Annotated in this window: 15 protein-coding genes; 4 read left to right on the forward strand and 11 right to left on the reverse strand. The window is 63.6% G+C overall.

Features of this window, described 5'->3' with window-relative positions:
* Positions 1-157: 157 nt before the first annotated feature.
* From BUB23_RS04530 to BUB23_RS04555, 6 genes are all read right to left on the reverse strand, one after another.
* A complete protein-coding gene (locus BUB23_RS04530) occupies positions 158-1,474 on the reverse strand; it encodes a TRAP transporter large permease (protein WP_073101911.1) in 1,317 nt (438 codons plus the stop codon).
* Complete coding sequence (locus BUB23_RS04535; protein ID WP_073101912.1) at positions 1,471-2,034, reverse strand: TRAP transporter small permease subunit; 564 nt, start codon at positions 2,032-2,034, stop codon at positions 1,471-1,473. The genes BUB23_RS04530 and BUB23_RS04535 overlap by 4 nt, the downstream gene beginning before the upstream one ends.
* Before the next feature lie 6 nt (positions 2,035-2,040).
* Positions 2,041-3,144 (reverse strand): C4-dicarboxylate TRAP transporter substrate-binding protein, encoded by a 1,104-nt coding sequence (locus BUB23_RS04540; protein ID WP_073101913.1) that lies wholly within the window; start codon positions 3,142-3,144, stop codon positions 2,041-2,043.
* A 107-nt stretch (positions 3,145-3,251) separates the two neighbouring features.
* Positions 3,252-3,857, reverse strand: a complete 606-nt coding sequence (locus tag BUB23_RS04545) for a VOC family protein (RefSeq protein WP_218598867.1) — start codon at positions 3,855-3,857, stop codon at positions 3,252-3,254.
* 36 nt (positions 3,858-3,893) lie between these two features.
* Positions 3,894-4,766 carry a 4Fe-4S dicluster domain-containing protein gene (locus BUB23_RS04550; protein WP_073101915.1) on the reverse strand — a complete coding sequence of 291 codons (873 nt, stop codon included), beginning with the start codon at positions 4,764-4,766 and terminating at the stop codon, positions 3,894-3,896.
* A 64-nt stretch (positions 4,767-4,830) separates the two neighbouring features.
* Positions 4,831-7,869: a molybdopterin-dependent oxidoreductase gene (locus tag BUB23_RS04555; protein ID WP_073101916.1), complete on the reverse strand. Its 3,039-nt coding sequence runs from the start codon at positions 7,867-7,869 to the stop codon at positions 4,831-4,833.
* A 551-nt stretch (positions 7,870-8,420) separates the two neighbouring features.
* On the opposite strand from BUB23_RS04555, the gene BUB23_RS04560 reads away from it, so the two are divergent.
* From BUB23_RS04560 to BUB23_RS04575, 4 genes are all read left to right on the forward strand, one after another.
* The gene (locus tag BUB23_RS04560; protein ID WP_073101917.1) at positions 8,421-10,643 is read left to right on the forward strand and encodes an alpha-ketoacid dehydrogenase subunit alpha/beta; all 2,223 of its coding nucleotides are present in this window, start codon (positions 8,421-8,423) and stop codon (positions 10,641-10,643) included.
* Between the two features lie 16 nt (positions 10,644-10,659).
* Entirely contained in the window at positions 10,660-11,838 is a 1,179-nt protein-coding gene (locus BUB23_RS04565) for a dihydrolipoamide acetyltransferase family protein (protein ID WP_073101918.1), read from the forward strand.
* Between the two features lie 11 nt (positions 11,839-11,849).
* The gene (locus BUB23_RS04570; RefSeq protein ID WP_073101919.1) at positions 11,850-12,401 is read left to right on the forward strand and encodes an FAD-dependent oxidoreductase; all 552 of its coding nucleotides are present in this window, start codon (positions 11,850-11,852) and stop codon (positions 12,399-12,401) included.
* A 125-nt stretch (positions 12,402-12,526) separates the two neighbouring features.
* Positions 12,527-13,831, forward strand: coding sequence for a porin (locus BUB23_RS04575; RefSeq protein WP_143160881.1), 1,305 nt, complete (start codon positions 12,527-12,529; stop codon positions 13,829-13,831).
* Between the two features lie 173 nt (positions 13,832-14,004).
* On the opposite strand, the gene BUB23_RS04580 is transcribed toward BUB23_RS04575, so the two are convergent.
* The 5 genes from BUB23_RS04580 to BUB23_RS04600 all read right to left on the reverse strand — a co-directional run bounded on the left by BUB23_RS04580 (position 14,005) and on the right by BUB23_RS04600 (position 19,960).
* A complete protein-coding gene (locus tag BUB23_RS04580) occupies positions 14,005-14,628 on the reverse strand; it encodes a DsbA family protein (RefSeq protein WP_073101920.1) in 624 nt (207 codons plus the stop codon).
* Positions 14,629-14,752: 124 nt separating this feature from the next.
* Positions 14,753-15,823: a CobW family GTP-binding protein gene (locus BUB23_RS04585; RefSeq protein ID WP_178372265.1), complete on the reverse strand. Its 1,071-nt coding sequence runs from the start codon at positions 15,821-15,823 to the stop codon at positions 14,753-14,755.
* Between the two features lie 89 nt (positions 15,824-15,912).
* Complete coding sequence (gene gabD, locus BUB23_RS04590) at positions 15,913-17,373, reverse strand: NADP-dependent succinate-semialdehyde dehydrogenase (protein ID WP_073101922.1); 1,461 nt, start codon at positions 17,371-17,373, stop codon at positions 15,913-15,915.
* 10 nt (positions 17,374-17,383) lie between these two features.
* Positions 17,384-18,313: an NAD(P)-dependent oxidoreductase gene (locus tag BUB23_RS04595; protein WP_084135734.1), complete on the reverse strand. Its 930-nt coding sequence runs from the start codon at positions 18,311-18,313 to the stop codon at positions 17,384-17,386.
* A gap of 27 nt (positions 18,314-18,340) precedes the next feature.
* Positions 18,341-19,960: an NTP transferase domain-containing protein gene (locus tag BUB23_RS04600; protein ID WP_073102173.1), complete on the reverse strand. Its 1,620-nt coding sequence runs from the start codon at positions 19,958-19,960 to the stop codon at positions 18,341-18,343.
* Between the last annotated feature and the right edge of the window lie 51 nt (positions 19,961-20,011).

The following is a 20,011-nucleotide window of genomic DNA, read 5'->3' on the forward strand; positions in this document are numbered from 1 at the left end:
ATCTCCGCCACCGGCGCCTCCTTGAAGACCAGCCCGCGGCCTGCGAAGATGCCTGCCGCAGCATCGTGCTGATATCGACATAAACCTAGCCCGCGCCCGCCAACCAGGCAAGCTCGCCGGCCACCTGCAGCAGCCCGCGGATAAACGAAAACAATGCCTATAGCCGGGCCAGCCATGTCGACCAGTTGGGAAACACAATCAGCAGGGCGATCAGCACCAGCATGCACAAAATGAACGGAATGCAGCCGATGAAGATCTGCCGGATATTGACGGCGGCCGTCTTTCCCAGCGCCGAACGCACCGTATAGACCGAGATGCCGAACGGCGGCGTGATCAGGCCCACTTCGATGGCCACCACCGTGATGACGCCAAACCAGATCAGGTCCATCTCGAACGCGCGCACAATGGGCAGGGCGATGGGCAGCATGATCAGCATGATCGATACCGAGTCGATGATGCAGCCCAGCGCCAGCGTGATCAGCACGTAGGCGAACAGAAACCCGTACGGCCCCAGCTCCCATTCCTGGAGCATCAGGGTCAGCCCGCCCGGCAGGCCGGTCATGGCCAGCATACGGCTGTAGAAGCTGGCGGCGATGATCAGGAACAGTACCGACACCGACACATGCCCGGTTTCCACCAGTACCTGCCAGAATTTCGGCAGATCCAGCCGCCGACGGCCGAGCGCAATGACCAGCGCGCCCAGCGCCCCCACCGCGCCCGCCTCCGTGGGCGTGAACAGCCCGCCATACAGGCCGCCCAGCACCAGCAGAATCAGGCCGCCGATCGGCAGGCTCTTGGCCGTCGCGCTGAGCCAGGTCTCGTCGCTGTGGACGAGCTTCTGGTGGTTCCTGACGAACATAAAGTCCGGCGTAAACCGCGCCATCGCGATGGTGGCCAGGCAGAATGCCAGCGCCAGGACAATGCCGGGAATAACGCCGGCCAGAAACATGCGTCCGATCGATTCCTCGGCCAGCACGCCGTAGATGATCATCAGCAGACTGGGGGGAATCAGCATGCCCAGCACGGAACTGCCTGCCACCGCGCCGGTAGCGTACATGGGGGTGTAGCCATGCCGGATCATCTCAGGCACCGCCACCTTGGCGAACACCGATGCCGAGGCGATGCTGATGCCGGTGATCGCCGAGAACACGGCATTGGCGCCGATCGTCGATACCCCAAGGCCGCCGCGCACACGGCGAAACAGCCACTCGAACACATCGAAGATATCGCGTCCGATACCCGATACGCTGACCAGCAGCCCCATCAGAACGAACAGCGGCACCACGCCGAACAGATACTCCCGGATGCTGTCGTTGGCGGCCGCGCTGGCCATGCGCATGGCAACCCAGGGATCGCGCAGCAGGCCGACGCCCACCAGAGCCGTCAGGATCAGCGCAATGCCGATGTGCATGCCGATATAGATCGCCACCAGCAGCAGGACAATCGCCAACAGGCCGACTTCGATCCCGGTCATGGCCGGCTACCCGGGCGTGCGCACGCCGTGCGGGCTTGATCCACGACCAGGATCAGGTACTGTGCGGCGGTTATGGCGAACCCCAATACGACAATCCCCTTGACCGGCCAGGTGGGCGCGGTAAACACGCCTTGGATGCCGACAAACTCATCGGTCATCCAGGCGCGCCAGAAGCCCGGCCAGGACGCCCAGCCGATGGCGGCGCACACCAGCAGGCCGCACAGGGAGAACAGCGCCTCCAGGCCGGCGGCGCGGCGCGGACGGGCGGCGCGCAATGACTCGATGAACATGTCCGCTCGGCTCATGCGCCCATGCCGCAGCGTGCTGGCCAGCTGCAGGAACACGAATGCGATCACCGACAGCGACACCAGTTCCGCCACGCCGTCGATCGGCTGGTTGAGCAGGTTGCGCGTCAGGACATCCGCGCAGATTAGGAACATCACGCAAAAGATCAGGATGGAGCCGACGGCATTCATGCCGTCCACCATCAGCCCGAATACCCGGCCGGCAAGCGTCTCGCCCTGCCCGCCAGGTTCGGCTATGTTGGTCTTGGCTGGCATAATGTGTCAAAGCTCCTGGTCCCAATTGCGCGCCGGCGTCACGCCGCGCTTGCGCAAGGCGTTCATGTAGGCAATCACGATGTCCTTGGCCGCGGCTCCCTGCCGTCCGTTGGCCTTGACCCAGTCGGCCGCCAGGTTCGGCATGGTGCGTATCCACGCCTCGCGTTCCTGCGGCGGCAGCGGCGTGATCGCCACCGGCGGGTTCTGGGCCGCGCCCAGCTCGGCCATCTGCGTGAGCGCCGCTTCATAGCGCTCCATCAGCGTCTCGCCCAGCACGCGCGAATACTCCTTGCCCACGTCCTTGACGATCTGCTGCACCTCCGGCGGCAATCCGTCCCAGGTATCCTTGTTGATGGCAATGCCGCCGATGTACAGCCCGCCGATCCCGACGGTAGTGACGTAAGGCGCGACCTCGTAGATGCGGTTGGGCAGTATGCCGGTGGCAATCGAGATAACGCCGTCGGACACACCCGTCTGGATATCCGTGTAGTACGACGTCAGGCTGCCGTCGATGGCAACGGCGTTCGAGCCGCGCAGCCATAGGCCGATGGACCCAGGCGCAGAGATGCGGCGGCCCGCGATATCCGCGTAAGCCTTCACGGGCGCCTTGGTGAACAGGTGATAGGTATCGACCCCGGTCGCCCCCAGGAATACCGTATTGTTGCGCTCCCATTCGGCGCGCAGCGCGGGCATGGTTTCATTCAGTTCGTTGGCCACATCCAGAATCACGCGGATGTCGTCCGTGGTGAACGGCGTGACCGTGCCGAACTGCGCCAGCGGCATCTTCGCCGCTTCCAGGTTGTGGAACACCCAGCCGATGTCCGTCACGCCCTGCTCGACGGACGTCAGCGTCGCATTCATCTTGTACAACTGCCCGCCGTAGGCCTCCTGCCACTGGACGCGATAGCCCTTGCCCAGGGCTTCTACCCGCTTGGTCACTTCCGGTACGAAGACGGTCGACATCAACCCCACCCAGGGCAGGGTCGTCGGGTGGCTGGAGGCAATCGTCAGCCTGAACGTCTTGCCCTGCGCCATTGCCGCCGCAGGCGGCAGCATAGCCAGTGTCAGCAGCGCGGCGCCCACGCGCCGCAGGGTTGATGCATGTTTCATGGATGTCTCCTCTGGTTATCGGTAAAGAAGGCTCTCGAATACGGTCGTGCCTACAAACGGATGGGGAATCTGGTATGAGCGGCCGATGCCGGTGGCGGGACGGAAAATCATCTTTCGGGAAAGGCCGGGTGCCACAGGCGCCTATCGGTATCCTTTTCGTATCCCTTGCCTTTTGGATAACTCACCAGTTCCATCTGCATGCCCCACGGGGCCAGAAAGTAGACCCAGGTCTGCCCCGCGCTGGGACCGGCGGCACGCAGCGTCGGCTCACCCTGTATGCGCACCCCTTTGGACTTCAGATAGGCGACCGCCGCATCAATGTCGTCGACGTAAAACGCAAGGTGATGGCCGCCGACATCGCTGTTTTTCGGTTGTTCCAGCCGCTGCCCGGGAGCTTCGTACTCGAAGACCTCGAAATTTGAACCGTGGGCGCAACGCAAGAAGCGCAAGCGGCGCATTACTGCGCTCGGATCGACGTTGAGATGCGTATGCATCCAGTCGTCGGTCGAGTGAAATGGCCCGAGCTCATAGATGGGCTCGCAGCCGATGACATCGACAAAGAACGCTATTGCCTCGTCGAGGCTGGGCACCGTAAAGCCGATATGGTCGGTACCGCGCATGCCAGGCATGCCGCTGGATTCCGCGGCGATCATCGCGCTATCGGCTTCGTTTCGATCCATCGCGCGGGACGGTTCCACCATGCTATTCGTCATGACTTTGGTTCACTCTTGAAAGCGCCAGTGGCCGTATCAACCGGCGGCGCGAGTAGATGATTCGCTTTGCTGCAACCTGAGCAACCCCAGGTAGCGGCTATCCACCAGGGTCACTGCAGCTTTCGCCGACCCCAAGTCCGGATGGACTGCTTCTACCTGGTAATCGCCGCTGTCCGGATCCAGGCCATCGAACTTGAAGTCGCCGAAGGTATCCGATTGGGCTGACGCAATCTCCTGGCCCGCGCGCTTCAGCATCATGCGCGCGCCGGGGATGCAGTCGAGAATACCGTCGATCTCCGCCACCACGCTCCCCCCGATGAAACACTTGCTGAACCGGTAGAGATTCTTGTAGTACACGCGAGGCTTGGTGTTCAGTTCGGGGCGCAGGACTTCGAGCTTGTGCTTCTTCACCAGATCCTGCATTTCCGCATCCTCGACCTGCACAGCCCAATACACCCCGGTCGGGCAGGACTGCTGGCAGCGCGGCTGCTTCCAGCCCTGGTCGAGCAAGTGAGCGTCAAAAATCCATTTCTGCGGGAGTTGCAGCTCCTCATTCCAGAAGATGGCGTTATAGGGACAACTGCTTACGATGTCCATTCTTCCCCGCGCTTTCTGCGGATCGATGATGACGATGCCGTCGGCGCGCTTGTACACCGACCCGTCCCCCGCCGCCTTGATGCACGGGGCATTATCACAGTGGTTGCAGGTCGTCGGACGGTAGGCCGCGTCGACCATGCCGTCCTGCCCGCGCACCTTGCGGTGGATCTTGATCCAGTTATGACCATGCACCGGCTGCGGCGCGGCATATCCGGGGAAGTCGTTTCCGACGTGCTCGTCGCGTGTGGTCAGCATGCAGTTGTTGCAGTTCTCGCACTTGGCCACGTCAATAATGAGGTTCCACTTTTTCACGGCAGTAATTCCTTTATCCTGGCTATCTTGTCACTTGTCCGGGAGCGCACCGCGCCCGGACGGCCTACGCGGCCTTCGCGGCCGCGGCGGGACGCTCGTTCGACGGCGGCATGCCTTTGATCTGGACATGGCTCTTGAGGCCTGCGGGAGGCGTCCACGGCTGCATTTCCACGAGACAGGAGTTCGCCGCCATGCCCTCGGTGCCTTGCTGTTGCGGGCGAGGCGAGGTCAGCACATTGGCGCAGCCGGAACGATCCGACACGCCATCCGTACCGTGTGTATGGACCGGATCGAAGTCTGCGTTCGACTCGAAAGTCTTCATGAGCCCGCGACCGACGAGCGGCGACACATCCGCAACGAAAATTACCGAACCGCGGTCGTTGAAGACGCGAATCGGCTGGTGATGACGGATGCCCCGCTTCGCCGCATCTTCCGGGTTGATCTTCATCACCCAGTAGTAGTAGCCGTCGATGAAGATGCGGTGGTCATCGATGTCGTTCAGAACGCTGTCCTTGCCGTCGCCGTAGGTGTGGAAGCTGTAGCGCGGATGGGTGGAAATCATCTGCAGCGGATATTTCTCGAACAGTTCCTTCGCATGAGGCCCTTCCCAGGCGGGGATGTAGCGGTTGAGCGCCGGGCGCTCCGGATTGTCGGCCTGTCCGCGCAGGAGCGAGGACGAGACGAATTCCAGCTTGCCGGACTGCGTCTCCAGCCCCTTGCCGAACTCCTCCGTGAATTGCGACGGCAGGGGATGCGGCTCGGGAATATCCTTAGGCCGGCCCTCGGCATACCAGCGCATCGAGACGGCGGTGCGCGTCTTTTCCGGCTCGGCGGGCAGGACGTAGTAGCCCTTCTTCACGAACTCCTTCCAGCCGATGTACTTGGGCAGGTCGGTCGAATCGAACACGCGCTTGCACCAGTCGAGTTCGCTGCAGCCTTCGGAGAACATCGCCCCAAGACCCAGGCGGTGCAGAATTTCCAGGTAGATCTGGTAGTCGGATTTCGACTCGCCCAGCGGCTCGATGGCCTTGTGCTGCAGCGTGACGATGCGGTGGTTCAACTGGGCGTTGTTGTGGTGGATGTAGCCGGCGCAGTTGGCCCATTCGCTGATGTCCCAGCGCTCGAAGCTGGTGCATGCCGGGAGGATGATGTCCGCATACTTGGCGTCGCCCTCGAACCAGATCGACTGGTTCACCACGAATTCGATCGAGGGGTGGCGATAGGACTGCTCGAATCGGGTCGATTTCGCGATCGTGCCGAACGATGAGCCGCCGTAGCGGTACAGCATGTGAATCTTCGAGTAGCCCGGCATAGGGTATTCGAAAGGCGCGAATTGCGCTTCCATCGACGAACCGTCCCACATGAAGCCCTTGGAATGGCCCTCGACGATCGCCTCGGGCAGGCGTTGGCGCGGAATCATCTGCTTCACCGGGTTCATGGTGATCAGGTGCGGCATCCGCTGGTAGTTGTTGATGCCCGAAGCAGTGAATGCCAGTTCGCCGGAGATGCCGCCCTCGGCGTAGCCGGGGAAATAAAACTCGTAATCGAGCGGCGCACCGAACTGCAGGTTGCCGAAATTGATGCCGGGTTTGCCCCAGCCCTGCATCGCCATCATGAGGATCATGCAGCGAGCCCATTGGGAGCCGGTGGCCGAACGGCAGGCGCCACCCCAGCCGGCGCCGAGCCCCCCGGCGGAGAGGTAGGTCTTCTTGCTTCCCCACGACCTCGCCAGGGCGCGGCACACATGCGCCGGGACACCGGTTTCGCCTTCCTGCCACTCGGGCGTCTTGGGCACGCCGTCCGTGCTGCCGAGCAGGTAGTCGCGCCATTCGTCGAATCCGGTGCTGCGGTCGGCGACATACTGCTTGTCGTACAGCCCCTCCGCGACCCACACGTGCATGATGGCCGTTGCGAGCGCGGCATCGGTGGCGGGACGGATCGAGATCCATTTGCCGCCCAGCAGTTGCGCCGTCGGATTGAGGTGCGGGTCGATGTGGACAAACTCGATGCCGAGCTCCTTCGCCCACAGGCGTCGCTGCGTACCCTCGAAACCGGCGTACAGGCCATTGGTCGATTCCGGATCGCTCGACCAGAAAACAATCTGCTGCGCTTCCTGCAGGCAGTCCTCGACGGTGCCGTAGAAGCTCGGAACGCCCAGCCGCAAGGAGCCGCCGAAATGATGCATGGCGCCCCAGTACCAGCCCTCCCAACTGTCAGGATTCGGATGGACCCGGGTGAAGCCGATGAGATTGCCGAAACGCAGCAGCGCGCTCAGGTAGTAGCCGATGTTGCCCCACTGGTGGTGGGATGGCATGGGAATCGCGATCGCCCCCGGCCCATGCTCCTTCTTCATGCGCTTGATTTCGCTGGCCACGGTGTCGAGAGCCTCGTCCCAGCTGATTCGCTCGTAACCGGAGATGCCACGGTTCTGCGGATTACGCTCGCCGTCGGGATCGAAGTCCACGCGCTTCATCGGATACAGTAGCCGCTTGTCCGAATAGACCATCGACTTCAGCGCCGACGCATGCGGACTCAAAGTGGACTTGCGCCATGGAGTGAAGGTCTTGCCGCGCGCCTGAATCGACCAGGACGGGGCGTCCGTCTCATCCAGCACGATAGGCGTCATGCGCACGATGCGCCCATCCTTCACATAGACGAACATCGGACCGCCATTGGTGTTCGTCGTATAGCGCACAGTGCCGTCGGGCATCTTCGTGCCGAGTTCGAGACCGACGGTCTGCAGCTGGTTCATCATCTGCATGAACCATACGCACAGCTCGTCGCGGCCGACGACCATGACACGGAAGTTCTTGGCGGCGTTGAGGATCTCGGCCTGGTCGGCACCAGGCTTGAGAAACGACAGGGCGGTCGGCAGGTCCTTGAAGATCAGCTTGACATCCGGATTCGGGTGGATGCCGGCTTGCGATTTGACGGTTCCGCGCTGGAATGTGTAATGGCGGCCGATGCTGCCATCCTTCAGCTTGATCTGGACGACACAGTTGCGCCGCTTCATTTCTTTCCTGAAGGAGGGATATTTCTTTGCCGTCCGTCGAAGGATATGAGTCACCCCGAACAGAATTGTTTTCAGGAGAGTCTGCTTCATTCTTGTTTTCCTCCTCTTGTTCTCATCATGTTTTGATTTGGTCTGCGGAGCAGTCTCCACCCCTGGTTCATCGGCGATCATCCTGCAGATGCATCTCGCTACATTGCATTAGGCAATTGTTGTGCCATATTATGATTATTCTCGTAATTCGTTGTTTTATATTGATTTTTCATTAAATTTGGATCCAGCGGCGAGGCGTCGGAATAGCATGGTCGTCGCAATATGCGAAGCGCATCTCAAGCAGCCATGAGACAGAGCCGGCAACCCCCACCCCTGAGCCGGAATTTGAGCCTGCATCGTGAACGGCCCCGTCTCGGCGCCTGCCCCATCGTTCCCGCGAAATCAATTCCAGTATGCAACTGACGTCTCAATAACAGAGCCCGATGCCGCCGTGGAAACTTTAATTTCTTACGTTATTTCAATGCATTGCGCTATGCCGCCAAATGGCATGCATCTTGCGTATCCAGACCCGCCACCCCGGTGAAATCCAGATCTTCCGTAAATCCAGTCACGGGGGGAGTCGTTACTACACATCACCCTGAGGAACGAGGATGCCAGGAATCAACAAACTAGACTACGCAGAGCAGTGGATAGAACTCACTTCGACACCGCAAGACTGGAAGAGCCTGGGCAGGACCGAACTGCTGCGCATGCTTTATTACCACCACATCATTCGGACCTTCGAGGAGGCGGTGCTGAACCTGGAGAAGCTGGGCCTCGTTCATGGCCCGGCGCACTCCAGCATCGGCCAGGAAGGCGGGGCGGTCGGCTCGGCGATGCTGCTCAATTCAGCCGACATGATTACCGGCTCGCACCGCGGGCATCACCAGTTTCTCGTAAAGGGGATGCGGCATATCGATTCTCCTTCCTACGATCCGCGCACGGCGCCATTGCCTGACGCGGTTCAGACCTTCCTCTACCGGACTCTGGCCGAAATCCTTGGCCTCGCCGATGGCTTCTGCAAGGGTCGCGGCGGCTCGATGCATCTGCGCTGGCCTGAGGCGGGGGCCATGGGTACGAACGCGATCGTCGGTGGCGGCGTGCCCATTGCCAACGGGCTGGCATGGGCGCAAAAGCGGCGGAACAAGGGTGAAGTGACTTTCACGTACTTCGGCGACGGCGGCATGAATATAGGCGCTGTACCGGAATCGATGAATCTTGCGGCCCTGTGGAGCCTGCCGATCTGCTTCTTCGTCGAGAACAACGGCTACGCCGTGTCCACGACGCTGGAGGAAGAAACACGGGAGACCCGGCTATCGTCGCGCGGCGGCGCCTATGCGATCCCCGCATGGCGCGTGGACGGCATGGATCCGGTCGCGGTACGGCTTGCTTCCGAGAGTGCCATCGAGCATATGCGCGCGGGCAAGGGGCCGACGATCATCGAGGCGGTACTGTACCGCTATTTCCATCACGGCGGATCCATGCCCGGCAGCGCCTTCGGCTATCGAAAAAAGGACGAGGAAGCGTCATGGATAGCCAAGGATCCTCTCAAGCGCACGGCACGGGAGATGATCAATCTCAAGTGCTTGACCGAGAACGAAAACGAGGCTATTTCCCGCCACTGCGAGAACGCCATGCGGGATGTCATCGCGCGCCTTGTCGAAGGCCAAGGTTCCAAGCGCCGCATCCGCGCCGAACTGTGGCCAAAACCCGAGTTCCGCGACCATGGCCTGCGCGGCGATCTGTCCGAGTTCAAGGATGCGCGCTTTGAGGAAGTTGAAACGGCCTCCGGTCCGACCGGCGACGTGAAATTCATCGACGCCGTGGCCAGGGTCATGGGGCGCAGGATGGAGACCGACGAGCGCATCTTCTGCATGGGCGAGGATATACACCGGCTCAAGGGCGGCACGAACGGCGCCACTAAGGGACTGGCCGAGCGCTTTCCCGACCGCATCGTTCCAACCCCGATCGCCGAACAAGGCTTTGTCGGCCTGGCCGGCGGCGTGGCGCTGGACGGCAGCTATCGGCCGGTCGTGGAATTGATGTACGCCGATTTCGCGCTGGTTGCCGCCGATCAGTTGTTCAACCAGATCGGCAAGGCGCGTCACATGTTCGGCGGCGACTCGGCGATGCCCCTGGTGCTGCGGACCAAGTGCGCCATCGGCACCGGCTACGGTTCACAGCACTCGATGGACCCGGCCGGCGTTTACGCAATGTGGCCCGGCTGGCGCATCGTGGCGCCAAGCACGCCTTTCGACTACGTCGGCCTGATGAACAGTGCGCTCAAATGCGAGGATCCGGTTCTGGTCATCGAGCACACAGGCCTTTACTCTGCGACCGGCCAGGGGCCGCTGGAAGACTTCGATTACTGCATCGAACTCGGCAAGGCCAAGGTCGTGCGCAAGGGTTCCTCGTTCACGGTCCTCGCCTACCTGGCGATGACTCCCCTTGCGCTCAAGATGGCTGATGAGATGGAGCTCGACGCCGAAATCATCGACCTGCGCTCTCTGGACCGCGCCGGTATCGACTGGGCCACTATAGGGGCAAGCATCCGCAAGACGAACAACGTAGTCATGCTCGAACAGGGACCGCTGACGGCTTCCTACGGCGCGATGCTGACCGACGAGATCCAGCGGCGCTTCTTCGACTACCTCGACCAGCCGGTGCAACGTATCCATGGCGGAGAGTCATGCCCGTCCGTTTCGAGGGTGCTCGAGCGCGCCGCATTCGTCGGAGAGGAGGAAATCCGCGCCGGCTTCACCAGGATGATGGCCGGCATGGGCCGCCCCCTGCCGGCGGCGCAGCCGCCGGTGGACAAATCGATCACGGAATAACGAGTCAGGAAAGACCATGGCAACAGCAATCATCATGCCGTCGATATCGTCGTCGACGACCGAAGTAATACTGACGCGCTGGCTCAAGAAGGACGGGGATACCGTTGCAAAGGGCGAAATCATCGCCGAGATCGAAACCGACAAAGCGGTGATCGAGGTCGAAGCCGAAGCCGGCGGCACTTTCAAGCCGTTCTTCCCGGACGGCGCCACCATCAGGGTTGGCGCCCCCATGGGCGCCCTGCTCGCGCCGGGCGAAACCCCGTCCGCCGAGCAGCCCGGATGTGCACCGGCCACGCACGATGACAGGCGGATTTTTGCGAGCCCCCTTGCGCGCCGTCTCGCTTTGCGGCACGGCCTGGACCTTTTCACCATTGCCGGCTCCGGCCCGCAGGGGCGTATCTTGAAGCGCGACATCGAGGCGGCCATGGAAGCGCAAAATCCGGCAGCGAATTCTTCTATCGTGACCGATGCGCCCGCGGGTCAGCCGCAGCCTACTCCACAGACGATCGATGCCGGGTACGAACTCGTTCCTCATTCGTCGATGCGACGCGTGATCGCACAACGCCTGAGTGAATCGAAGCAGCAGATGCCTCATTTCTACCTTACAGTAGACTGCCGCCTGGACAAGCTGCTCGCGCTTCGCCAGCAGGTCAACGGATCGCTCCCCGGCGTCAAGCTCTCCATCAACGATTTCATCATCAAGGCCGTCGCTGCGGCGATGCAACGGGTTCCGGCAAGCAACGCGTCGTGGAGCGACGAAGGCATACGCCGTTACCGCGACATCGACATCTCGCTGGCGGTGGCCACCTCGAATGGGCTCATCACCCCCGTCATCCGGCGGGCGGACGCCAAGAGCGTGGCCATGATTTCCGCCGAAGCGAAGGGCCTCGCCGAGCGCGCCCGCCAGGGCAAGCTGAGGCCCGACGAATACCAGGGCGGCGGCTTCACGATCTCAAATCTCGGCATGTACGGCGTGCGCGCCTTCGCGGCAATCATCAACCCGCCGCAAGCGTGCATTCTGGCGGTCGGCGCGGCGGAGAAGCGGCCAGTGGTCGACGATGGCGAGATCGTGCCCGCGGCCGTGATGACCTGCACGCTGTCGGTCGACCACCGCGTCGTCGACGGCGCTGTGGCTGCCGAATTCCTGGCCGCGTTCAAGGCGCTGCTCGAAACCCCTCTCGGCCTGCTGGTATAGGGAGCGCCGCAATGACCCAAGAAAAATTCGACCTTGCCGTGATGGGCGGCGGCCCCGGCGGCTACGCGGCCGCGATCCGGGCGGCGCACATCGTTCTCGCCACGGGCGCGCGCGCCATGGCGCCTGTGGAACCAGACGGACGGCTGGCCGTCGGTTCGGGTGCGATCGGCATCGAGTTCGCCAGCTTCTATCGCTCCCTCGGCGCCGAAGTGACGGTGGTTGAAGTCCGCGACCGCATCCTGCCCGTCGAAGACGCCGAAATATCGGCGTTCGCCCACAAGGCATTCGAACGCCAGGGCATGAAGCTGCTGGCCTCCTCCGTCGTGTCGCTGCAGAAACAGGCCGACGGCATCATCGCGGTCATCGACACTAAGGGCGCGAAGATCGAGATCCGCACCGAGCGCGTCATCGCCGCGTGGTGCCGCAGCGGCGAACCCGGCGTCTATGCCATCGGCTACGCCAATTCGCCTCATCTTCCCGTCGGTACCGTTCATGGGACTACCGACGGCAGAAAGCTCTGCGATGCCGCTACGGCGCCGGTCGCGAAGTACCGGCGGCACTGACCTGCACGCGTGCGACACGCGACGGCGGCAATCCGCCGCGGCGGACGGCTGGGGGGTGCTCACGCCGACTTTTCGTCGGCACAACACGACTGCACCGGCGGTGCAGGCCACAAAGGGAGACAAGCATGAAAGAAAACAAGCAAGAACGAGACCGATCGGCATTGCGCAAGCGCGCCCTTGCGCTGCTCCTCGCGCCAGGGCTCGCCTTCTCGCAGTCCGCGCTGGCGGCCGGCAGCAACGACGAAATCGAGGAGCTGCGAGCCATGATCCTCAGCCTGCAGGCCAGGCTCGAATCGATGGAACAGGCGCACGCCGCGAAACCGGCGACGCCCGCGGCCGCCGCGGCGCCGGCCGAAGGCAACCTGCTCCCCCGCGGGCTCAAGCTCTACGGCTCACTCGACAGCGGCGTCGAGCGCGTCACCCATGTCGGCGCCTCCGGGAAGACGCTCGGGCGCATTCCCTCCACCACTGGCAGCGGGCCGAGCATAGTCGGGCTCGACTTCCGGCGCAACATGACCGACTCGGTCGCCGCCATCGGCAAGGCCGAGATGGGCATCTTCCTCGACACCGGCTCGTCCGGGCAGGGCAGCCGCCTTTTCGGCCGCCAGCTCTATGTGGGGATCGACACGCCATACGGCAGCCTCACCTTCGGGCGCCAGTACTCGATGCTCTTCTTCGGCCTGCACGGCGCCGACATCCTCGGCCCCAACATCTACGGCCTGGGCTCGATCGACGCCTACATTCCCAACGCCCGCGCGGACAACGCAGTCGCGTGGCGCGGCAAGTTCGACAAGCTCTCCCTCGGCGCCCACTACTCCTTCGGCCGCGACACGGTGAACAACACCGTCCCGGCCTCGGGCTTCTGCGCCGGCGAGAACGCGACCGATGCCTCAGCCTGCCGCGGCTGGTCGGCGATGGCCCGCTACGACGACCCGAAGTTCGGGGTGTCGGTCGCCATCGACAAGCAGCGCGGCGGCACCGACGCCCAGGCGGCCTTCTTCAACGGCAGTGCGCCGATCGCCATCGCCTCATCGGGCGACGGAGACCGCCGGATCACCACCAACGGCTATGTCCGGCTCGGGGCCGCCAAGCTCGGCGCCGGCTGGCTCGGCCGCAAGGTGGAGGCCGGCGCGACGGATGTCCGCCAGGACACCTGGTGGGTGGCCGCCGAATACGCCCTCACTCCGAAATGGACCATCGACGGCAGCGTGTTCCGCGTGGCCAACGATGACCAGGACCGCCACGCGAACCTCTACGCTGTGCGCGGCCTATATAAGTTCGACGACCAGCTCGCCGCCTATCTCACCGCCGGCTATATCGACAACAGCACCAACGCCACCTATGGCGTGTCGGGTGGAGGCGCGGGCGCGGCGCCGGCCGCCGGGAAATCCCAGTTGGGCACCATGGCGGGCGTGCGCTATCGCTTCTGACCTTCCTCTCCGGAGGGCGACCGCGTGGGCGGCGCTGCGGGTGAATCGCGGCGCCGCCAGGAAAAAGAGGCTAAGCAGAACGATTTTATCCTTGACGGAAAGTCTGCCCAAATGTCCGTGAGCTGCGCACGGACCTTGTACACTGGACTTTCCGCTGCTCACGTCGAGGCCTTTCACTGTCCGAGCCAATGCTCTAGCGGGCCGACGAGCGCCGGCAGCGGCCGATAGCCAATCGTCAAGGCCGCCAGTCCGCGTTCGTCGCGCACGAGGACAGTCGGAAAGCTGTAGACGCCGAGGCTCTTTGCGCGGCGAAAATCTTCACGCGTGGCCTCAATACTTGTCGCATCACAGTAAGCCTCCAGGAAAACCTCGCGGTCGATGCCGAATGTCTCGGCGATGCGTGCGAAGGATTCCGGGTCGTTGGGGTTGTGATTGTGGTGGTAGAAACCGCGCTGGGCCGCGGCGAAATACTCCCACTCGACTTCGGGCTTGAGCCTGCGCACGACCACGACCGCCCGGCAGGCCTTTTCCGTGTCGTAGATCCAGCCGGTATTTTCGAGAATCGTGAGATCGAACGGCTGGCCGGTCCGTTCGCCGATCTCCTGCCAGTGCCTGCGGAGGAAGTTGCGATAACGATCGTCGACGATGTGGGTGCCGTCCGGGCGCAGCCCGCCCATTACCAGAGTCACAGTTGCGCGGTCGCGGTACTTGGCCCGCAGCTCCTGGATGACGTTCGTGAATCCGTAGCACCACGAACACATCGGGTCGCCGAAGTAGATGATTTCCTTTTGCGTCATTCGATTACGTCCCAGATAAAAGGAGCCGGTTCGGCCCGTACACGTCGCGCGCTTTCGAGCTCGGCATCCGACGCCTCGCCGCGGAGAAGTCCGCGCAGCTCCATGCCAGCGTAGCCGATTGCACTCATCGGTTCTCCCCGTCCGGCGAAAATTCCACCTGCCGCCCGCCTCGCGAACGCGCCGCGCGCGTCCGTTGCGACAGGCGCTCGATGTCCTCGACCAGTTCCCCGATTTCTTCGGCCCCCTGGTCCATCGTTATGAATACGATCCGGGTACGGCGGTCTTCGCTCGGCCAGCGATCGAGCCAGGAAAGGCTATGGACAAGTTCCTGCGCGCCGTGTATCACCGCCGGGCGTTCGGGCGAATCCTTCATGTGGATGAGCCCCTTGACGCGCAGCAGCGCCGGCCCCGCGTTGGTCGCCAGCGCTTCGAGCAGCAGCGTGAGCGTATCGAGATCCCACGGCTCGTCCCTGACGATCGCGAAACGCCTGATCCGCGCGTCGTGACCGTGCGCCTCGCCGTGCGGGCCACTGCCACCTACTTGCCGTTCGCCATGCGAGGCGGCGACACTCCGCCATGCCGGTTCCTGGCGGTCGCCGGCGGGGAAGCGCATCAGGGCACCGGCATCCACGTCGCGGGCGTCCAGCACCTCGCACGCGGGATTGAGCCGACCGAGGCGCTCCCGCAGTTCGTCGGGCCGGGTCAGCAGGTCGGACTTCGTCATCACGATGCGATCGGCCAGCGCGACCTGCTTCACCGACTGTTCATGCGCGTCGAGCGTGACCAGTCCATTGACGGCATCGACGGTCGCGACGATCCCAGCCAGACTGAAGCACGAATTGACCCCAGGCGCGGCGACGAGAACTTCGGTGACCGGCGTGGGTTCGGCAAGACCGGACGTCTCGATCACGACATGGTCGAACGCCGAAATCTCGCCCTTCAGGCGCTTTCGATGCAGATCGACCAGAGTCTCGACCAGGTCGCCGCGCACCGAACAGCACAGGCAGCCGTTGCGCAGCAGGACGACAGAATCGCTGCTTGCCTCGATGAGCTCGTGATCCAGGCCGATCTCGCCGAATTCGTTGACAATCACGACGGACCCTTTCAATTGCGGATCACGCAGGGCGCGGTTCAGCAGCGTGGTCTTGCCGCTCCCGAGGAAGCCTGTGAGGATGGTTACTGGAATTCTGGTCATGATTTTCTCGATGTGCGAGGCGCCGGCGCCCGTCAGCGGAATGGCCGGCCAGCAAGATCGCGGGACATTTCTTTCAGCGCGGCAGCGCTTCAGGCGCCGATTCCGCCCATGCATAGATACTTCACCTCGAGGTACTCGTCGATCCCGTACTTCGACCCTTCGCGCCCCAGGCCCGAATACTTGACGCCGCCGAAAGGCGCCACCTCGGTGGAAATCAGGCCTTCGTTGATCCCCACCATGCCGTATTCCAGCGCCTCGGCGACACGCCACACCCTGCCGATGTCGCGCGAGTAGAAATAGGATGCCAGCCCGAACTCCGTGTCGTTGGCCATGCGGACAGCCTCTTCCTCGGTTTCGAAGCGGAACAGCGGCGCCACCGGACCGAAGGTTTCCTCCCGTGCGACCGCCATCCCTGGCGTCACGTCGGCGAGAACAGTGGGTTCGAAGAAGGTCCCGCCGCGGACATGGCGTTTGCCGCCAACCATCACTCTCGCGCCCTTGGAGACGGCGTCGCCGATGTGCGCCTCGACCTTGTCGACTGCTGCCTGGTCGATCAACGGCCCCTGCTGCGCATCCGGGTCGAACCCGTCGGCCACTTTGAGCCGCGACACCGCGTCGCTCAGCCGCCGCGTGAATTCATCATAGACGCCCGCCTGCACCAGCAGCCGGTTGGTGCACACGCAGGTCTGTCCGGTATTGCGAAACTTCGACGCGATGGCGCCTGACACGGCTGCGTCGAGATCGGCATCGTCGAACACGATGAATGGCGCATTGCCGCCGAGTTCGAGCGAAACCTTCTTGATCGTTGCGGCACTTTGCGCCATCAGCGCCCGGCCGACCTCGGTCGATCCGGTGAACGAAAGCTTGCGTACGACGGGGTTGGCCGTGAGTTCGCCCCCGATCGCCGTCGCGGATCCCGTGACGACGTTGAAGACGCCGCGCGGTATTCCGGCGCGCTCGGCGAGCTCGGCCAGCGATAGCGCCGAATAAGGTGTCTGGCTCGCCGGCTTGACGACCACGGTGCAGCCGGCCGCCAGCGCCGGCCCAACCTTGCGCGTAATCATCGCATTGGGGAAATTCCATGGCGTGATGGCCGCGACCACACCCACCGGCTGCTTGATGACGACCAGGCGCCGCCCCGCAACGGGTTCGGGAATCGTGTCGCCATAGATGCGTTTGGCTTCCTCGGCAAACCACTCGATGAAGGATGCGCCATAAAGGATCTCGCCGCGCGCCTCGGCGTACGGCTTGCCCTGTTCGGAGGTCAGCAGCGCGGCAAGATCGTCCTGATGGGCGAGCATCGAGTCGTACCACTTGCGCAGCAGCGCGGCGCGCTCCTTGGCGGTCTTGGCTCGCCATGCCGGCCAGGCGGCCTCTGCCGCCGCGATGGCCCGGCGAGTCTCGACGGCGCCCATCCGAGGCGTGGTGCCGAGCACCTCGCCGGTCGACGGATTGCTTACCGATTGCGACTCACCGCTATCGGCATCCTGCCAAGCGCCGTCGATGTAGCACTGTTGCCGGAACAGGGCAGCGTCTTTCAGATTCAGCATATCCTTTCTCCTATTCCTGACTGCCCGCGGGGCCAAGACCGGCGAGTTCTTCCAGCATGGCGACGTAGGCGAAGAAATCCAGTTCGCCCCGGCCCGATGCGATCATCGCGCCCAGGAACTGACGCGAGACCGCAGCGAGCGGCATGGGCACGTTGGTGTTGCGGCCCGCCTCCAGCGCGAGATCGAAGTCCTTCGCCATCTGCGCAGCGGTGAACATAGGCGCGAAGTTGCGCTTCGTCAGCATGTCCGCCTTGTAGGCGAGCAGCGGCGACCCGACCACGCTGTTGTTGATGACCTCGATCATCTGGGCCCACTCCAATCCGCCGCGCTCGCCCAGCGCCAGCGCCTCGCCCAGCATTGCCGCCGTGACGCCCGCCATCATGTTGATGACGACTTTCAGGTACCTCGCCTGTTCTGCCGGCCCGAGGTAGTACAGCTTCTTGCCCATCGCCTGCAGCAGCGGCAAGCATCGGTCGTAGGTGTCCTTTGGCCCCGACGCCAGGATAGTAAGGGTGCCGGCGGCCGCGGTCGTGGTGCTTCCCGAAACAGGGGCGCGCAGGTAATGAACGCCCTTCGCCTGAGCGGCCGCGGCGACCCGCTCCGACAGGATGGGCGAGACGGTGCTCATGTCGATGAACACCATGCCCGGACTGGCCGCCTCGAACAGCCCGCCCGCATCCAGCGTGACGCTCTGCAGCGCGAGGTCGTCGCTGACCATGGAAATGACGACCGCACAGTCGCGCGCCAGCGCCGGCACCGATGGCGCCACAGCGGCGCCCTTTCCGGCCAGGGCTTCGGTGCGTGCTGCGGAACGGTTGTAGACCATTACCGGATGGCCGGCGGCCAGTAGATTGGCGGCCATCGGCGTACCCATCTTGCCCAGGCCGATCCAGCCGACCCGCTTGCCGCTTGCCGCATTCATCACCGATTCCCCGCTCATGGCTACCTCCTGTTAGTCGTTCCGATGCTATCCAATCCTATCAAACGAGGCCAGATCGTCGGGCGTGTCCACATCGCAATGGATGGCATCATCCAGTTCAACAGTGTGGATCCGCTCCCGGTTGAGGTCCAGCAGTTCGCGCGCCCCCGTGTCACCGCGCACACGCTGCATCGCCGCGAAGAACTCGCGTGGCCAGAGAATGGGATTGCCCCGCCTGCCGTTCGATTGCGGCACGACGATCGAAGGCCGGGCGGGATCGAAGGCCTCGATCAGGCAGTCGATGTGCGACGCATTCACCCGCGGCATGTCGGCAAGTAGCACCACCACCGCGGCGGTTCCCGGCGGGAGATTCGCGAGCCCGGCGCGCAGCGAGGCGGACATGCCTTCCGTATATTCATCGTTGCGGACGACAGCGACCGCGCGCCCGGCAAGCAGAGCCTCCATGTTCTCGGCATCGAAGCCGAGCACGACGGTCACCGAAGCCGCCCTCGAGGCCAGAGCGGCATTTACCGCTCGCAGCGCCATGGGCACGCCGCCGTAATCCGCGAGCAGCTTGTTCGTCGCCCCCATGCGCGAAGACCGGCCCGCCGCGAGCACCAGCGCGGCGACTTGGGGCGCGCCGGTGGACACGGAAGGGGTGCCGCCGTATTCCTCGATCACCGTCGGGTCCCCGGGCTCCGGAGTGCTGCGGATCAGGCCGCCGACGCCCATGCGCATGATCTCGGCGCGGCCTAGCGGCAAGCCGGCATGCAGGCGCTGCAAAACGCAGTCGAGACCGTTGGAGCGCAGCGAACGGGTACAGCCGGGCAGCACGAGCACCGGCGCCGGGCCGACATGCGCGAACAACAGCATATTGCCCGGCTCGACGGGCATGCCGAAATGGTCCACCTTGCCGCCGGCGGCGACGACGGCGGCGGGCACCATGTCGAGACGATCCTTGGTTCCCGTTGCCCCGGCAATCAGCAGCAGGTCGCAGCCGGCGGCAAGCGCCTCGCGCAGGCTCGCCGCGTATGCGCCCGGTTCGTGGCTGCAGCGCAGCGCGAAGGCCAGGCGGCTGCCTAGGCTCTCCAGCCGCCGGCGGGTGGCGGCGGCATGCAAGGCGACGTCCTTCGTCTCGGGCGACTCGCCCATGATCAGCGCCACCCGGCGCGGCTTGATTTCGGCCAGCTGCAGTATCGGCCTTCCCGCCGCAAGCGCGCGGCAGCGCTCGATCAAATCGCGCGTCACGGCGAATGGGATGATCTTCACCGTGGCGATCGCCTGGCCCCGGCGTGCCAGCGCATAGTCCGGCAAGGTGCCGATGGCTATGGCCTCGTCGAGCTGATTGATGCTGTCGATGGCCTGCGCATCGACCCGAAACACCCCGCGCACCGATGCATGCACGTTGCAGCGGCCGTTGTAGGAATGGCGCGTTTCCGTGTTCGGCCCCACCAGCAGTTGGGCGATTTCCGCCGCGCCGGCGCTTTCGTCGATGTCGCCCGCTTCCAGGCGGGCGCCGGCAATGGCTGCAATACCAGCCTGCCGGAGCAGGGCAACGTCGGCGGCAGTGAGGACATGACCCTTCTTCAGCCTCCTTTCGCCCGGATTGATCGTGTGGGCGAGCATGACGCCCTCCGCCTCCTCGCAACGAAACTCGCCGAAAATCATGCCGCCTCCCATGCGCCGCGCGAAGGGCGCATGGCCAACTCGCCGTGCGCA

This window comes from Pollutimonas bauzanensis, from assembly GCF_900129885.1.
Lineage (GTDB): Bacteria > Pseudomonadota > Gammaproteobacteria > Burkholderiales > Burkholderiaceae_B > Pollutimonas > Pollutimonas bauzanensis.